Raw genomic sequence first — 16,011 nt, 5'->3', positions numbered from 1 at the left:
TGTCTGCGTTGCTGATTAGTCTGATGCTGTTGATCTTCGCGATCGACACGTTTTCACCGCTGGACATGGCCATCGCCGTGATGTACGTGGTGGTGGTTTTGCTATCGGCCAGCATCTGGGCGCGGCGCGGCGTGCTGCTGGCGACCGCCGCCTGCCTTTCCCTCACCATTCTTTCCTACGTGCTGACGCACAGCGAGGTGTTTTCCGCCGCCGCCGCCGGCCGCCTACTGGTCGGGCTGCTGGCGATCGGCGTCACCAGTGTGCTGGTGCTGCGCGGGCAGGCCGCCACCAACGAGCTGCTGGCGCGCGAGGACGCGTTGCGCCGCAGCGAGGCCTTCCTGGCCGGCACCCAGCGCATCAGCAAGACCGGCAGCTTCAGTTTCAAGTCGCCCGGCGGCGAGATGTACTGGTCGGACGAGGCGGCGCGCATCTACGGCTACCCGCTGGACGTCGCGCCCACCATGGAGCGCATCCTGGCGCACACCGCGCCCGAGGACCGGCATGTGGTGCAGGCTGCGATCGACCAATCGCTGCGCTGCGAAGGGCCGGTTGAACTGCGCCACCGGCTGTTGCTGCCGGACGGCCAGCTCAAATACGTGCACGTGCTGTCGCATCCGCGCCAGAACAAGGATGGCGAATGCGAATATCTCGGCGCCCTGACCGACGTCACGGCGGCGGTGCTGGCCGAGCAGGCGCTGCACCGCTCGCAGGTGCAGCTGGCGCACGCCACCCGCGTGACCATGCTGGGCGAACTGGCCGCCTCCATCGCCCACGAAGTGAATCAGCCGCTGGCCGCCATCTCCACCAATGGCGAGGCGTGTTTGCGCTGGCTGAACCGCCCGCGGCCCGAGCTGGACGAGGCCCGCGCCACCGTCACCAGCATACTGGAGGCCAGCGCCCGGGCCACGGGCGTCATCAAGCGCATACGCGCGCTGGCGCGGCGCAGCGATCCGCAATACGCGGAGTTGGACCTGAAGTCGGTGGTGGAGGAGAGCGTGGATCTGGTCCGGCGCGAGCTGAATAACCACCACGTCGCCCTGATGCTGGGATTGGCGCCGGACCTGCCGCCGGTCTACGGCGACCGCGTGCAGCTGCAGCAGGTGTTCATCAACCTGCTGATGAACGCCATCCAGGCCATGGCCGCCTGCCAGCCCTGCCAGGCGGTGCTGACGGTGCAGACGCAGCGCAACGCCGACGGCGCGCTGCAGGTCAGCGTCAGCGACTCCGGTCCCGGCATCCCGCCAGCCGACGTGCCGCGCCTGTTCGAGGCCTTCTACAGCACCAAGGAGGACGGCATGGGCATGGGCCTGCCGATCTGCCGCTCCATCATTGAAAACCACGGTGGCCGCATCTGGGCCCAACATGCCGCGCAGGACTTCCCGGTGGCCGGCGCCACCATCATCTTCACGCTGCCCGTCCATGAACCAGATTGATTATTCCGACTCGCTGATCTATATCGTCGACGACGAGGCGCCGCTGCGCGACGCCATTTCCAGCCTCCTGCGCTCGGTCGGCATGCAGGTGGCCAGCTTCGGCTCGGTGGCGGAATTCCTGGCCCAGCCCCGGCGCGAAATCACCAGCTGCCTGCTGCTCGATGTGCGCATGCCGGGCGTGAGCGGGCTGGATTTCCAGGCCGAGCTCAATCGCGACGGCGTGGCGCTGCCGATCATCTTCATGACCGGGTATGGCGACATTCCAATGTCGGTGCGGGCCATGAAGGCCGGCGCGGTGGACTTCCTGGCCAAGCCGTTCCGCGACCAGGACCTGCTGGACGCCATCCACACCGCCCTTGGCGCCGACCGGGAACGCCGCCAGCGCGACCTGGCTCGCAACGGCATCGTCGCGCGTTACGCCACGCTGACGCCGCGCGAGCGCGAGATCATGGCGCTGGCCGCGCGCGGCCTGATGAACAAGCAGATCGCCGGCGAGGTGGGCACCAGCGAAATCACGGTCAAAATCCACCGCGGCAACGCCATGCGCAAGATGGAAGCCAAGACCTTCGCGGACCTGGTGCGCATGGCCGAAGCCCTGGGTTTAGCCTGACCTATACCCTTGTATAATTTTCTCAACAGGTAGCAAACTGTATTGTTCTCCCATGCGCTGGACGGCCGCGAGCCGCCGTCCGAACATGGGAGTAGCCAGTGTCTTATCCGGATCCACAATTTTCCAGTATCGCCATCGTTGACGACGACGACGCCGTGCGCGTCGGCCTGCGCAGCCTGCTGCGTTCCTACGGTTACGAGGCCAACGCCTACGATTCCGCGCTGGCCTTCCTGGCCTCCGGCGCGCTGGGCGACTACCACTGCATCATCACCGACCTGCAGATGCCCGGCATGAGCGGCATCGAGCTGCTGGAGCGGCTGCGCCGCGACGGCAACCCGCTGCCGGTGATCCTGATGACCGCCTTCCCCGAGGCCGCGCTGCGCAAGCGCGCGTTCCAGGGCGGCGCCTCCTGTTTTTTGAGCAAACCCTTTGAAGCGAACGAACTGCTGCTTTGCCTGAAGCAGGCCAGCGGCAGTCACAACACCACCGCCGAGGAGTAAGTCCATGCGTCACACCACCAGCAGTTCGCGCCGATTGATCTATCTTTTGCTGCTGCTGGTGATCGCCGCCAGCGTCACGCTGTCGATCGTGATGGAACGCACCGCGCACAATATCCGCCGCAACGAGACGCCGCTGCTGAACAGCACCATCCCGCGGATGCGCTACCTGGGCGATTTCGAGAGCGCCTTGCTGCGCTACCAACTGGCGCTGGACAAGCGCTTCACCAATTCGATCACGCCGGACCGTTTCCAGTTCCTGGAGAACATGGGCCGCACCGAACTGGATGCCACGATCGCGCAACTGCGCCCCAGCCTGGGCGATGGCCCGGAGCTGGGCGCACTGCGCGACGGCTACCGGAGCGTGATTGCCCTGACGCCGGCGTTCGAACGCAATGTCGACCGCGATCCGGAGGCCGCGCGCGCGGTGCTGATCAAGATGAACGAGGAGGTCAAGCTGCTGCGCGCCCGCGTCGACGCCATGCAGCAGGAGGTGGAAAGCGCCATCTACGACAACGGCACCATGGCCAACCGCGCCATCGGCTGGATCACGGGGCTGGTGCATGTGTTCGACGTGCTGGCGCTGGTGACGTGCGTGTTCCTGATGTACCACGTGCGGGCCCGCGTGCGGATGGAGGATGAACTGAGCCATCAGGCGCGCCACGATCCGCTCACCGGCCTGGCGCACCGCCGCAGCTTCGAGGCGCGCCTGGCCACGCTGCCGGCCGTGCCGCACGTGGTGGTGCTGGGCACCATCGACCGCTTCTCGCGCATCATCGGCGGCTTCGGGCACGCCTTCGGCGACCGCATCATGGTCGGCCTGGCGGCGCGCATACGCGGCGCGGCGGAGCGCAGCGGGGGCGAGGTGTTCCGCCTGGACGGCGCCAACTTCGCCATCCTGTACCGCATGGCCTGCGAGGACGAGGCGTTCAAGCAGGCGCTGTCCGGCCTGCGCGACGAAATGCGCAACCCTTACGATTGCGAGGGGCATGAAATCTACACCACCCTGAGCCTGGGCGCGGTCACCTTCCCGTTGCATGGCGATACGCCGCACACGCTGCTGCGCAACGCCGACGCCGCGCTGCAGGCGGCACGCAAGGCGGGTGGCGACCGGCTGGTGGTCTATTCACAGCAACTGAACGCCGAAGCCGGCGAGCGGCTGGACATGGAGTCGCTGCTGCGGCACGCGGTCGAACGCAAGGAGCTGGAACTGCACTATCAGCCGCAGCAAGCGCTGCACGACGGCGGCTTGATCGGCTTCGAGGCGCTGCTGCGCTGGCGCCGCCACGGCAAGCTGATTTCGCCGGCCGAGTTCATACCGCTGGCCGAGGAATCGGGTTTGATCGTCGCCATCGGCAACTGGGTGCTGGAAGAGGCCTGCCGCCAGATCAGCGTGTGGCAGGCGGAGACCGGCCAGCGCGTGGTGGTGGCGGTGAACATCTCGCCACGCCAGTTCGCGGCACCGGGCTTCCTGGCACACGTCGAGGACCTGCTGGCCACCACCCACGTCGACCCGTCCTGCCTGGAGCTGGAAATCACCGAGAGCGTGATGATGGAAGACGCCGAAAGCGCGATCGCCCTGCTGCACCGCCTGCGCGCGCTGGGCCTCAAGCTGGCCATCGACGATTTCGGCACCGGCTATTCGAGCCTGGCCTACCTGTCGCGCTTCCCCATCCACAAGCTGAAGATCGACCAGTCCTTCGTGCGCAATATGCACGCGGTGCGCGAGCAGGGCGCGATCGTGCAGGCCACCATCGGCCTCGGTCACAGCCTGGGCCTGACCGTGATCGCCGAGGGCGTGGAGTCCGAGACCCAGCGCGCCATGTTGAGCAACTGGCGCTGCGACGAGATCCAAGGTTACTACTACAGCCGTCCGTTGCCGGCGGCATCCGCCCTGAACTTCCTCGAAGGAAGCCTGCAACTGCAAGCCGCATAAAGATTAAGGAGATTGCCATGAAATGGTTCCGCAACCTGAAGATCGCAAGGAAACTGAACGCGGTGGTCGCCGCCATGCTGGCGTTGATGATGGCGCTGGGCGTGTTCTCCGTGTTCCAGCTGTATGAGCTGGACCGCGTGACCAACGACATCAACCACCGCTGGGCGCCGGGCGTGCGCAACGCGCTGGACATCAAATACGGGCTGACGCGCTTCCGCACCTTCGAGCTGTTCCACGTGGTGTCGACCGAGCCGGACATCCTGCGCAAGTACGAGCAGGACATGGAAAACCAGATGCTGCAAGTGGAGCGGTCGGTGGCGGCCTACGCCGCGCAGCCGCGCGGCGCCGAGGAGATGGAGATCGTCGCCAGGCTGCGCGCCTCGCTGGCCGATTATCGCGGCGCGGTGCGCCGGGTGGTGTCGCTGTCGCGCGGCGGCGACGACGTGGCGGCGCTGGGCGTGGTGCGCGGCGAATCGCGCAAGTACGACTTCGAGGCCATGGCGCTGATCGACAAGCTGGTCGCCATCAACGAAAACGGCAGCGCGCAGGCGGCGCTGTCGGCCGACCAGACCTACCTGCATGCGCGCCACCTGATCTTCGGCTTCATGGCCGGCGCGCTGGTCTTGGGGCTGCTGCTGGCCGGCCGCGTGGCGCGCCTGATTTCGGCGCCGCTGGCACGCGCGGTGGAGGTGGCGCGGCGCGTGGCCGATGGCGACCTGCGGGTCGACGAGGAAGTCGCCGGCAAGGATGAAACGGCCGACCTGCTGCGCGCCATGAACCTGATGAGCGCCAACTTGCGGCGCATGGTGACCCAGGTACGCGGCGGCACCGACACCATCGCCAGCGCCTCGGCGCAAATCTCGGCCGGCACCGGCGACCTGGCGCAGCGCACCGAGGGCCAGGCCGCCACGCTGGAGGAAACCGCCGCCACCGTGGAGGAGCTGAGCGCCACCGTCGCCAACAACGCCGACAAGGCCGGGCAAGCCTACAAGCTGATGGACCAGACGGCGTCGGTGGCGCGCGAGGCCGAAGCCGCGGTATCGGCCGTGACGGCCATCATGGAGCGCATCAGCGCCTCCTCGCGCCGGATCGGCGACATCGTCGGCCTGATGGACGGCATCGCCTTCCAGACCAATTTGCTGGCGCTGAACGCGGCCGTGGAAGCGGCACGCGCCGGCGAGCATGGACGCGGCTTCGCCGTGGTGGCGGGCGAGGTGCGCGCGCTGGCGCAACGCAGCGCGCAGTCGGCCAAGGAGATCAAGGACCTGATCGCGCATTCGCTGTCGGAAGTCGGCGGCGGCGGCCAGGCGGTGAAGGAGGCCAGCGCCACCATCGACGACGTGGTGCGCGGCGTGTTGCGCGGCGCGGCGCTGATGGGCGACATCAGCAACGGCACGCGCGAGCAAAGCCAGGGCCTGCAACTGGTGAACCGCACGCTGGCCGCGATGGACGGCGTGACCCAGCAAAACGCCACGCTGGTGGAGGAGTCGCTGGCCGCCATCGTATCGTTGCAGGAGCAGGCCGAGCGCCTGGCGCGCAGCGTCAGCGTGTTCAAGCTGGCCAGCGGCGCGCGCGAGGCGCTGACGGTGATCGACATGCCGGTGGCGGCGGCGGTCAAATCGAAACCGCGGGCGCCCTCGGCCGCCAGCGGCCTGCGTTACGTCGCTGGCCTGGTTTGATGGGCTGAGGTATGCTGATGTTTTCTTCCTCGGAGCACACCGGCATGCGGCGCATCCTCGTTATCTTCTTGTTGGCGCTGGGCGTCGGCGGCGCGCAGGCCGCGCAGGTGGCCGGCGTGGTGGTCCAGGTGAGCGGGCCGATGACGGCGCGTTCGCCGGCCGGCGCGGTCAAGGTCTTGCAGGCGAAGTCCGAGGTGGAGAGCGGCGACACCCTGGTCACCGCCGCCGGCGCGTACGCGGTGGTGCGCTTCATCGACAACAGTGAACTGGCGCTCAAGCCGGGGACCACTGTCAGGATCGACCAGTTTGCGTTCGACGAGGCACGGCCGGAAGCCGACCGCGCCGCCTACACGCTGGTGAAAGGCGGCCTGCGCTCGATCACCGGCCTGCTGGGCAAGCGCAACAAGGACAGGTTCGCGATGAAAACCGCCAGCGCCACCATCGGCATCCGCGGCACCACCTTCTTCCTCGAATACCTGACCGGCAAGGGCGATCTCGACGCCTCGCCGGGACTGGAGCCGGGCTTGCACGTGCATGTCAGCACCGGCGGCATCTCCATCGTCAATGGCGCCGGCGAATTCCGCTACGACAGCGGGCAGTTCGGCTACATCAAGGACGACAGGACCCGGCCGGTCAAGATGTTCACCAATCCGGGCATGCGGTTCGCGCCGCCGACGTCCTTCGGCGACGCCGACACCCTCACGCCCTAGGTCCGGCGCAGCTTCCTGGCCATCGGCTTGATGCTGGCGGCGCAATCGCCGCAAAAACCGTACAGTGACAGCGAGTGCTTGTGCAGCACGAAGTTGCGCTCGGCCGCCACCGCTTCCTGGCGCCGCTCGATCTCGGCGTCGAGGAATTCCTCCATGCGGCCGCAGTTGGTGCAGATCAGGTGGTCGTGGTGGCCGCCCTCGTTCAACTCAAACACCGAAGCCACCGATTCGAACTGACGGCGGATCAGGATGCCGGCGTCGGCGAACTGCATCAGCACGCGGTACACGGTGGCCAATCCCATGTCGATGTTCTCGTCGTGCAGCAGGCGATAGACATCATCCGCGCTCAGGTGCTTGCTCTTGGTTTCCTGGAACAGTTGCAGGATGCGCAAGCGGGGCAGGGTGGCTTTCAAGCCAAGTTTGCGCAGTTCTTGAGGGATATCCATATGCCTTCACAATGATAATGATTCCTATTCTCACTATATATGAAATTTATTTTCTTGGCAACGCCGGTACGTGGCGATAGCTTCTTGCCATCGAAATTGTGTTAATTGCAAGCAAAACGTGTGATTTTTGGAGAGAATTTTTGGTATATTGCTCTAAAGTATCGACAGTTTCTTTCGGGAAGTATAAAGTTGATGGGTCAAATTAAATACCCGCTGCCGCACCTCGTCCTTGTGCCGCACGCCGGAACCTCTCCCATCCAGCCCAAACAAACGCTGCCTTGCGCGGACCGCGCACGCACGTAAGGAACTGTGTATGAACGCCGATTTTTCGACCATGCGGGCCTCGCTCGCCGCCGTCACCATGCTGGGCTGCTGTGCAGCCCTGGCAGGCGAGCCTGTGGACGACGACGACGGCGCGCGGGTGGTGAGCTTCGGCGGTTTCGGCACGCTGGGCGTGGTGCACAGCAGCGACAGGAATTCCGACTTCACCGCCAACGCGCTGACGCCGGGCGACGCCGGCCACACCCACCGCTGGAGCCCGGCGGTGGACAGCCGCCTGGGCGTGCAGCTGGGCGTGAATCTGGACAGCAAATGGTCGGCGGTGCTGCAGCTGGTGGCCGAGCACACCCTGCGCAACGGCTACGCGCCGGTGGTGGAGTGGGCGAACGTGCAATACCAGGCCACGCCGGACCTGAGCCTGCGCGTGGGCCGCATCGCGCTGCCGCTGTTCCTGAGCGGCGACTACCGCAAGGCCGGTTACGCCTTGCCGTGGGTGCGGCCGCCGGTGGAGCTGTACGGCGCCATCCCGCTCTCCAACAGCGACGGCGTCGACGCCAGCTACCGCTGGCGGGCGGGCGACACCAACCACCTGACGCAATTCTTCCTCGGCCATACCGACCTGCCGCTGGCGGCGGGGACGGGCGCGCAGGCGCGCCGCCTGACCGGCTTGTCCAATACCGCCACCGCCGGCGCGCTGACCATGCGCGCCAGCGCGATGACGGCCGAATTGAGCGTGGACGTGGCGCGTCCGCTGTTTGACGGCATGCGCCAGTTCGGCCCGCAGGGCCAGGCGCTGGTGGAACGCTATGAGCTGGCGGCCAAGCGCGCGCTGGTGGTGTCGCTCGGCTTCAACTACGATCCGGGCCAGTGGTTCGCCATGGGCGAGATCGGCCGCATGAAGACGCATTCCTATCTGGGCGACAAAACCACCGGCTACGTGAGCGGCGGCTACCGCTGCGGCGATGTGACGCCTTACCTGGTGTATTCCTTCTCGCGCGCCAACGTGGAGACCAGCGTGGCCGGGCTTGAGCTGGGCGCCTTGCCGGCGCCGTACGCGGCCGCCGGCACCCGGCTCAACGCCGGCCTCAATCAACTGCTGGCGGCGATCCCGCGCCAGCACAGCGCCAGCGCCGGCGTGCGCTGGGACTTCCGCCCCAACTATGCCTTCAAGCTGCAGGCCGGCCGCTTCACGCCGGAGCGGGGTTCCACCGGCACCTTCGTCAACGTGCAGCCGGGCTTCCGTTCAGGCCGGCCGATCACGGTGGTGAGCGCGGCCCTCGACTTTGTGTTCTGACCATGCAAAAGCTCATTTCCACATTGCGATTGCTGTTGCTGGCCGGCGTGCTGCTTTCGGGCGCGGCGGCGGCGTCCGATTTCGTGGTCATCGTCTCGGCCAGGAATCCGGTCACGGCGTTGCGCGCCGAGCAGGTGGCGGCCATCTTCCTGTCGCAGACCGGCCGCTTCCCCGGCGGCGAGGAGGCGACCGCGCTCGACCTGCCGTTCGGCAGCCCGCTGCGCGACGACTTCTACTACAAGGTGGCGGCGCGCACGCCGGCGCTGATGAAGGCCTATTGGACCAAGATGGTGTTCACCGGCCGCGCCCAGCCGCCGCGCGAGCTGCCCAACAGCGCCGCCGTGCGCAAGATGGTGGCCGACAACCCGGCCATGATCGCCTACATCGATCGATCCGCGCTGGACGCCAGCGTCAAAGCCATACAGGTGACCCCATGACCTCCGCCAAGGAAACCTTGCGCGCGCGCTGGCTGCGGCGCGGCCTCGACACCCACGTCTCGCTGCCGCTGTTCGCCTTGCTGCTGCTGGTGTCGATCTGGCTGGTGACCTTCCACGAGATCGACGCCGAGCGCGAGCACGCGCGGGAGGCGGCCGCCGATTCGCTGCAGGAGATGCTGGGCACCTACGAGGCGCAGGTGGCGCGCAGCATCGACGGCATCGACCAGACCCTGCGCGTGCTGAAGTACGCGGTCGAGCGCAAGGGCGCGCTGGGCGCCTTGCCGGAGCTGGGCCGCGAGGGCTTGCTGCCGCCGGGCGTGGTGTTCGTGGTCAGCATCGTCGACCGCAACGGCATGACGGTGGCCAGCAATCCGCGCACGCTGCCGATCTCGGTGGCGGACCAGCCTTACTTCCAATTCCACGTCGAGCGCGACAGCGGCGCCACCTACGTCAGCCCGGCCACGCGCGACGCCGCCAACAGCGAATGGCACCTGCACTTCACGCGCCGGGTGGATGACGTGCATGGCGATTTCGCCGGCATCGTCATCGTCGAAACCGATCCCGCCTATTTCACCAGCAGCTACGAGCGCAGCCGCCTGGGCGAGCATGGCCGGCTGGGGCTGGTGGGCACGGACGGCGTGGTGCGGGTGCTGCGCAGCGGCGACAGGATCTCCTTCGGCCAGCGGCTCGAGGGCAACGCCGGCAAGTACAGCGGCACGCGCGAGCTGCACGGCATCGGCCTGAGCGTGCTGGTCGGGCTGGACGAGGCCGACCTGATGGCCGGCTTTGAACGCCAGCGGCGCGAGAAGCTGTGGGAGGCCGGCATCCTCAGCGCGGCGCTGGTGTTGGTCGCAGGGCTGCTGTGGCTGTGGTCGTGGCAGGGCGCGCGCACCCGCGCGCGCATGCGGCAGGCGCAGGAAACCTACGCGGCCGCCTCGGCGGCCAGCCTGGACGCCTTCTTCGTCATGCGCGAGATGCGCGACGCGCAGGGCCGCATCTTCGACTTCAGCTTCGTCGACGCCAACGTGCGCGCCGAGAAGATGACCGGCTTCAGCAAGCAGAAACTATGCAGCAAGACACTGTGCGAATTGATGCCGCAGGCGCGCGAGAACGGCATGCTGGAACATCTGATCCACGTGGCCCACGTCGGCGGCGTGCACGAGCAGGAATGGCAGAGCACGGTGCCGCAGCTGCGCGCGCGCTGGCTGCACCAGCAGGTGGTGGCGGTGCACGGCGGCATCGTCGCCATCGTGCGCGATATTTCGGAGCGCAAGCTGGCCGAGGAGCGCATGCTGCACCTGGCGCACCACGACACCCTGACCGGCCTGCCGAACCGCAGCCTGATCAGCGACCGCCTCGACCTCACCATCGCCCAGGCCCAGCGCAATGGCGGCTCGGTGCTGGTGGCCTTCATCGACCTCGACGGCTTCAAGCTGGTGAACGATGGCCTCGGCCACAACGCCGGCGACGAGCTGCTGAAGGTGGTGGCCGAACGCATGTCCGGCTGCCTGCGCGCCAGCGACACCGTGGGCCGCTTCGGCGGCGACGAGTTCGTGCTGCTGCTGGCCGAGCCGGGTTCCGCCGTGGACGCGGCGCCGGTGCTGGAGCGCGTGCGCGAGGCGGTGCTGCAATCGATCAGCCTGTGCGGGCAGGAGGTGCAGGTCAGCTGCAGCATCGGCGTGGCCGTGTATCCGAACGACGGCGACGACGCCGAAACCCTGCTCATGAACGCCGACGCGGCCATGTACCGCGCCAAGGAGAAGGGCAAGAACAACTGCCAGTTCTACACCCGCGAAATGAACGCCAGCATCGAGGAAAAGCTGGTGCTGCTGGAAGGCCTGCGCTGCGCGCTTGACGAGGACCAGTTCCGGCTGGTCTACCAGCCCAAGGTCGACCTGCGCGACGGCCGGGTGTTCGGGGTGGAAGCGCTGGTGCGCTGGGAGCATCCGGAGCACGGCGTGATCGGGCCGGACCGCTTCATCCCGCTGGCCGAGGAAAGCGGCCTGATCGTGGCGCTGGGCGAATGGGTGCTGCGCACCGCGTGCCGCCAGAACCGCGCATGGCAGGACGCCGGCTTGCCACCGCTGTGCGTGTCGGTCAACGTGTCGCCGCGCCAGTTCGAGGAGCACGGCCTGGTGGAGCGCGTGCGGCAGGCGCTGGACGACAGCGGCCTGGCGCCGGAATGGCTGGAGCTGGAGGTGACGGAAGGCGTCATCATGCGCGACCTGCAGCAGGCCGTGGCCAAGATGGCGCAGGTGCGGGCGATGGGCGTGTCGCTGTCGATCGACGACTTCGGCACCGGCTATTCGAGCCTGTCGGCGCTGAAGTCGTTCCCGATCTCCACCCTGAAGATCGACAAGTCCTTCGTGCGCGACCTGGGACGCAGCAGCGGCGACGAGGCGATCGCCAGCTCCATCATCAGCCTGGCGCACCGCCTGCGGCTGCGCGTGATCGCGGAAGGCGTGGAGACCGAGCAGCAGCGCAGCTTCCTGCGCGAGAACGGCTGCGACGAGATGCAGGGCTACCTGTTCAGCCGTCCGCTGGCGCCGGCGCAACTGGCGGCCCTGCTGGGCGCGCCGGCGATGAGGGCCGCCTGAATGGCGGCCGGACTTAGTACGTCCAGCTCAGCGTGGCGCTGCCGTTGCGCGGCGCCGCGTAGTAGCTCTGGGTCCAGTACAGGCTGGTCAGGTGCTTCTTGTCGGTCACGTTGTTCAGGTTGACCGACAGCGACAGGTGCTTGTCGATTTCGTAGCGCGCCATCAGGCCCAGCGTGGCGTACGACGGCTGCACGGTGCGGATGCCGCCGCCCTGATCGATCCAGGTCTCGCTCTGCCAGGCCAGCGTGCCGCCCACCTTCAGCGCCGGCAGGGCAGGCACGCGGTAGGTGGTGTTCACGCGCAGCGTCGAGCGTGGAATGAAGGTGCGCACCGCCTTGCCGTCTTCGCCCTTGAGCGAGGTCAGGCGGGTGAAGCCGGCGCTGGCCTGCCAGTCCTTGTTGAGATCCCCCGACAGATCGAATTCATAACCCTGCGACTCCGCGTTCACGCCGCGGTAGTAAGCCTTGGCGCCGATCATGCCGGCTTGCTCGGCGGTGTTGTCCTGCTGGGTCTTGAACACCGCGCCCGAGGCATTCAGCTTGCCGTTGAACAGCGCGGCCTTCAGGCCGGCCTCGGTGGTCTTGCCCTCGATCGGATCGAGCGGCGTGCCGGTGGCGTCGATCTCGCTTTGCGGATTGAAGATCTCGGTGTGGCTGGCGTAGGCCGACCATTCCTTGTTGATGTCGTACACCACGCCCACATATGGCGTGGTCTTGCTGGCCGACTTGTACTTGCTGGTGCCGTAGGAATTGCCGTTGCTCCTGGCGCGGGTGGAATTCAGGCCGGTCAGCAGCTTCCAGTCGTCGGCCAGGTTGAAGCGCGCGGCCAGGAACAGCGTGTTGCGGCGATCCTCATAGCTGCTGCCGTCGGTGGAGGCGTCAAAGGTCGGCATCGGGTAGCTGCCGTCAAACGCCGTCTGGCCCGGCATTTCGGTGCCGATGCCCTGGCCGTAGTGCGACGCGTCGTTCAGCTTGGAGCGCGACCAGCTGTAGCCGAAGCTCAGGTCGTGCTGGCGGCCGCCCAGGTTGAACTTGCCGTCGACCGCGAGATCGGCCAGGGTCTGCTTCTGATCGGCGCCGTATTGCGACGGATAGGCGTACAGGCCGCCGCCCCCGGTCTTGTTGGGCGTGCCGTACACGTACAGCAGGTTGGAGTCCGACTTGTCGGTGATGTAGCTGAGCGTGCCTTGCACCTTCCAGCCCTGGCCCAGATTGTGGCTCAGTTCCGCGAAGGTGGTGTTGGTGGTGGTGTCCCAGCGCGACCAGTTGGCCGAGGTGTTGGTCGATACCGGGTAATTGGTCGGGCTGCCGTCGGCGTAGTACAGCGGCAGCGCGCCCCACATCACGCCCTTGCTGCGGTTGGTCTCGTAGGTGTGGCCGACGGTCAGCAGGCTATCCGTGCCGAGTTGGGCTTCCACCACCGCGTACGCCACGGTCTTCTTGGGCGAGAAGCGGTCCAGGTAGGAGTCGCTTTCCTGCTGCACCAGCACGGCGCGGCCAGCCACGGTGCCGCTGTCATTCAGCTTGGTGCTGACATCGCCCTCGATGCGGCGCTGGTTCCACGAACCGAGCGTCAGGCTGGCGCTGGCGGTGGTGCCGGCGGTCGGGCGCTTGCGGATGAAGTTGACGGTGGCGGAAGGGTTGCCGGTGGACGCCATCAGGCCGTTGGCGCCGCGCACGATGTCGATGCGCTCGTACAGCGCGGTGTCGATGTCGCCCTGCACATTGCCGAACACTTGCGGCATGCCGACGCCGTCGTACTGGAAGTTGACCACGTCGAAGCCGCGTGCGGTGTAGTAGGTGCGGCTGGTTTCAACCTTTTCCACGGTGACGCCGGTGGTGGCGGCCAGCACCGAGTTGATGTTGTCGAGCTTGAAATCGTCCATCAGCGCGCGCGTGACCACCGAGACCGACTGCGGGGTCTCGCGCAGCGACAATTCCAGCTTGCCGGCGGACTTGGTGTTGCGGGCGGTGTAGACGTTTTCTTCCGCGGTGCCGGTGACCGTCACCGTCTGCATTTGCGTGTCGGATGTGTCGTCGGCGGCGACGGCCAGGCCGGAATAAATCATCGACAACGCCAGCAACATCGGGCGCAGGGGCAGGTGACGGGGCATGCGGAACTCCTTGAATAAGAATGAGAATGATTCTTATTATAGAGTTTTAATGACGTACACGCAACGGCGCGCGCCTCCCAGCAGGTGTTCGACCCGTCCGACCGAGCAATCCGGCCCCAGCACGCGCTGGAACACGTCCAGCTCCGAGCGGCAGAATTTCTGGCATTGCCGGGCGGCGGCGCAGATCGGGCAGTGGTTTTCGATCAGCAGCAGGCTGCCGTCGTCCTGTTGTTCAAGCTCGGCCATGTAGCCTTCGCTGGTGCGGGCTTGCACCAGGGCCTGCACCCGTTCCCGCAGCGTGCGGCTGCCGGCCAGGTGCTGGCGGTAGTCGCGCTCGCTGGCCGCCTCGCGCGAGCTGATCAGCTTTTCCAGGCCGGCGTCGCCAAACAGCGTGCGCACCTGGTCGATCAATTGCAGGGTCAGCTCGGCGTGGCGATCGGGGAAGCGGTCGTGGCCGGCCTGGGTCAGCAGCCAGCGGCGCGACGGGCGGCCTGGCTTGTCGGCCACGTCTTCATAGGTGACCATGCCTTTTTCCTGCCACGATTCCAGCTGCCTGCGCGCGCCCATGGACGTCAGATCGAGCAGGGCGGCCAGTTGCTGGGCGGTTTGCGGGCCGCGCGTCTTGAGCAGGAACAGCGTCTGTTCGGCGGTGTTCATGGCACGGCGCCCTCCACGCGGCGATGCATGCTGTGGTGCCAGCTGTGCATGCGCCAGGCCGACCAGGCGCTGAGGGCGGCGCCCAGCAGCAGGATCAGGCGGGTATCGATCAGCGTCAGCACCGCGCCGGCCAGCGCCATGATGATGTTGGCCAGGCAGAAGGTGGTGGAGATCAGGCCCATCACCGCGCCCTGGCCGTGGGCGCCGCCGAAGCGTTCGGCGCAGTAGTTCGGCACGATGGCGTTGTAGAACGAATGCGGAATGCCGTACAGGATGATGCAGATCAGTCCCAGCGTGGCATTGCTGGCGGCCAGCAGGGCGATGATGGCGGCCACGGTGAAGGCATACAGGCGCGCGCGCAGCAGCGGTTCGCCCTTGAACGGGCGGCCCGCCACGATGGTGGTGGCGGTCATCACAGCGCACATGGCGGCCGTGACCCAGGCGATGCCCTGGGCGCCGTAGCCGGGCACTTCCACCAGCCACAGCGGGTAGAACTCGTAGAACGCGGTGACGCCGCAGGTGTAGGCCAGCGTCACGATGAACAGGCTGCGCAGGTCCGGCTCGCGCAGCAGGTTGAGCGAGTGGCGGTCGCGCGCGACCTGCCACCACGAGGTGGTGGCGCCGGAAGCGGCTTCGCGCGGCAGCGTGGCGGCCACCAGCGCGGCCACCAGCAGCAGGGCGGCGACGGCGACCCAGAACGGTGTGGTGATGCCGAATTGCAGGGTGGCGCCAGCCAGCAGCGGCCCGGCCAGCCAGCCCATGTAGAAGGCGCCGTTCAGCCACGAAAGCGCCTTGCGGCGCAGGTCGCCGTCGAGACGGTCGGCCAGCAGCGCGCGCGCGACCGAACCGCTGCCCTCCAGCAGGCCGGTCACGAAACGGGCGACGATGAACAGCGGATAGTTCTCGATGATCAGCGCGCCAGCGGTCACGGCATGGCCGATGGCGGCGCCGACGGCGGTCACCAGCAGCACCGGACGGCGGCCGTAGCGGTCCGACATCGGCCCCAGCAGCGCCGAGCCGATCAGCAGGCCAAGCGGATTGATGGTCAGGGCCAGGCCGAACAGCAGCTTGGGCGGCAGGCCGAGGAAGGTATTCAGGCCGTTGGTGGCGCCAGCCGCGAACAGCGGCGGCAGGATGGGATACGGCAGCGCCGCCCCGATGGTCGACAGCAAAGCCAGCAGGCAAGCCGAGGCGATAAGCAGATGTGTTTTCATGCCCTCCACTGTAAGCCTGGCTCAACAATAAGTAAACAAAAAAGTTTATAAATTATGTGTTTGACGAAGATCAAACCTGCTCAGCTTGTCTGGGCTGGGATGCGCGGCG

General features: G+C 66.9%; 13 protein-coding genes. 9 read left to right on the top strand and 4 right to left on the bottom strand.

The window, feature by feature from the left end:
- The first annotated feature begins 23 nt into the window (after positions 1 to 23).
- From FHW83_RS14810 to FHW83_RS14785, 6 genes are all read left to right on the top strand, one after another.
- Positions 24 to 1,433 (top strand): sensor histidine kinase, encoded by a 1,410-nt coding sequence (locus FHW83_RS14810; RefSeq protein WP_229224192.1) that lies wholly within the window; start codon positions 24 to 26, stop codon positions 1,431 to 1,433.
- Positions 1,420 to 2,043, top strand: a complete 624-nt coding sequence (locus FHW83_RS14805) for a response regulator transcription factor (RefSeq protein ID WP_176647132.1) — start codon at positions 1,420 to 1,422, stop codon at positions 2,041 to 2,043. Before FHW83_RS14810 ends, FHW83_RS14805 begins: the two co-directional genes overlap by 14 nt.
- A 98-nt stretch (positions 2,044 to 2,141) precedes the next feature.
- Entirely contained in the window at positions 2,142 to 2,543 is a 402-nt protein-coding gene (locus FHW83_RS14800; protein ID WP_176647131.1) for a response regulator, read from the top strand.
- Positions 2,544 to 2,547: 4 nt separating this feature from the next.
- Positions 2,548 to 4,476, top strand: a complete 1,929-nt coding sequence (locus FHW83_RS14795) for a bifunctional diguanylate cyclase/phosphodiesterase (RefSeq protein ID WP_176647130.1) — start codon at positions 2,548 to 2,550, stop codon at positions 4,474 to 4,476.
- Between the two features lie 17 nt (positions 4,477 to 4,493).
- On the top strand, positions 4,494 to 6,155 hold the full coding sequence (locus FHW83_RS14790) for a methyl-accepting chemotaxis protein (RefSeq protein WP_176647129.1): 1,662 nt from the start codon (positions 4,494 to 4,496) through the stop codon (positions 6,153 to 6,155).
- A gap of 17 nt (positions 6,156 to 6,172) precedes the next feature.
- Positions 6,173 to 6,865 carry a FecR domain-containing protein gene (locus FHW83_RS14785; protein ID WP_229224191.1) on the top strand — a complete coding sequence of 231 codons (693 nt, stop codon included), beginning with the start codon at positions 6,173 to 6,175 and terminating at the stop codon, positions 6,863 to 6,865.
- Here FHW83_RS14785 and fur read toward each other — a convergent pair.
- Complete coding sequence (gene fur / locus FHW83_RS14780) at positions 6,862 to 7,311, bottom strand: ferric iron uptake transcriptional regulator (protein WP_176647128.1); 450 nt, start codon at positions 7,309 to 7,311, stop codon at positions 6,862 to 6,864. The genes FHW83_RS14785 and fur overlap by 4 nt on opposite strands.
- 313 nt (positions 7,312 to 7,624) lie before the next feature.
- Here fur and FHW83_RS14775 point away from each other — a divergent pair, with 313 nt between their 5' ends.
- Genes FHW83_RS14775 through FHW83_RS14765 form a run of 3 tightly spaced genes read left to right on the top strand, consistent with a single transcriptional unit; the run spans position 7,625 to position 11,918 of the window.
- Complete coding sequence (locus FHW83_RS14775; protein ID WP_176647127.1) at positions 7,625 to 8,884, top strand: hypothetical protein; 1,260 nt, start codon at positions 7,625 to 7,627, stop codon at positions 8,882 to 8,884.
- A gap of 2 nt (positions 8,885 to 8,886) precedes the next feature.
- Positions 8,887 to 9,321 carry a phosphate ABC transporter substrate-binding protein gene (locus FHW83_RS14770; RefSeq protein ID WP_176647126.1) on the top strand — a complete coding sequence of 145 codons (435 nt, stop codon included), beginning with the start codon at positions 8,887 to 8,889 and terminating at the stop codon, positions 9,319 to 9,321.
- Positions 9,318 to 11,918 (top strand): EAL domain-containing protein, encoded by a 2,601-nt coding sequence (locus tag FHW83_RS14765; protein ID WP_176647125.1) that lies wholly within the window; start codon positions 9,318 to 9,320, stop codon positions 11,916 to 11,918. Before FHW83_RS14770 ends, FHW83_RS14765 begins: the two co-directional genes overlap by 4 nt.
- Before the next feature lie 13 nt (positions 11,919 to 11,931).
- On the opposite strand, the gene FHW83_RS14760 is transcribed toward FHW83_RS14765, so the two are convergent.
- From FHW83_RS14760 to FHW83_RS14750, 3 genes are read right to left on the bottom strand one after another with little or no spacing between them, the layout of a single operon-like run.
- Positions 11,932 to 14,031: a TonB-dependent siderophore receptor gene (locus tag FHW83_RS14760; RefSeq protein WP_229224190.1), complete on the bottom strand. Its 2,100-nt coding sequence runs from the start codon at positions 14,029 to 14,031 to the stop codon at positions 11,932 to 11,934.
- A 36-nt stretch (positions 14,032 to 14,067) separates the two neighbouring features.
- A complete protein-coding gene (locus FHW83_RS14755; protein ID WP_176647124.1) occupies positions 14,068 to 14,688 on the bottom strand; it encodes a metalloregulator ArsR/SmtB family transcription factor in 621 nt (206 codons plus the stop codon).
- A complete protein-coding gene (locus FHW83_RS14750; RefSeq protein WP_176647123.1) occupies positions 14,685 to 15,902 on the bottom strand; it encodes an MFS transporter in 1,218 nt (405 codons plus the stop codon). Before FHW83_RS14750 ends, FHW83_RS14755 begins: the two co-directional genes overlap by 4 nt.
- Positions 15,903 to 16,011: the final 109 nt, after the last annotated feature.

Origin of the sequence: Duganella sp. SG902 (genome assembly GCF_013376005.1) — a bacterium.
Classification (GTDB): domain Bacteria; phylum Pseudomonadota; class Gammaproteobacteria; order Burkholderiales; family Burkholderiaceae_D; genus Rugamonas.
The sequence above is the reverse complement of the archived record's forward strand: the minus strand, read 5'-3'. Positions and strand labels throughout refer to the sequence as shown.

Excerpts from the sequence above, each read along its gene's own strand:
- FHW83_RS14750 (WP_176647123.1), bottom strand. The coding sequence starts at position 15,902 with ATGAAAACACATCTGCTTATCGCCTCGGCTTGCCTGCTGGCTTTGCTG.
- FHW83_RS14760 (WP_229224190.1), bottom strand. The coding sequence starts at position 14,031 with ATGCCCCGTCACCTGCCCCTGCGCCCGATGTTGCTGGCGTTGTCGATG.
- FHW83_RS14795 (WP_176647130.1), top strand. The coding sequence starts at position 2,548 with ATGCGTCACACCACCAGCAGTTCGCGCCGATTGATCTATCTTTTGCTG.
- FHW83_RS14790 (WP_176647129.1), top strand. The coding sequence starts at position 4,494 with ATGAAATGGTTCCGCAACCTGAAGATCGCAAGGAAACTGAACGCGGTG.
- FHW83_RS14775 (WP_176647127.1), top strand. The coding sequence starts at position 7,625 with ATGAACGCCGATTTTTCGACCATGCGGGCCTCGCTCGCCGCCGTCACC.
- FHW83_RS14755 (WP_176647124.1), bottom strand. The coding sequence starts at position 14,688 with ATGAACACCGCCGAACAGACGCTGTTCCTGCTCAAGACGCGCGGCCCG.
- FHW83_RS14810 (WP_229224192.1), top strand. The coding sequence starts at position 24 with ATGCTGTTGATCTTCGCGATCGACACGTTTTCACCGCTGGACATGGCC.
- FHW83_RS14785 (WP_229224191.1), top strand. The coding sequence starts at position 6,173 with ATGTTTTCTTCCTCGGAGCACACCGGCATGCGGCGCATCCTCGTTATC.
- FHW83_RS14770 (WP_176647126.1), top strand. The coding sequence starts at position 8,887 with ATGCAAAAGCTCATTTCCACATTGCGATTGCTGTTGCTGGCCGGCGTG.
- fur (WP_176647128.1), bottom strand. The coding sequence starts at position 7,311 with ATGGATATCCCTCAAGAACTGCGCAAACTTGGCTTGAAAGCCACCCTG.
- FHW83_RS14765 (WP_176647125.1), top strand. The coding sequence starts at position 9,318 with ATGACCTCCGCCAAGGAAACCTTGCGCGCGCGCTGGCTGCGGCGCGGC.
- FHW83_RS14805 (WP_176647132.1), top strand. The coding sequence starts at position 1,420 with ATGAACCAGATTGATTATTCCGACTCGCTGATCTATATCGTCGACGAC.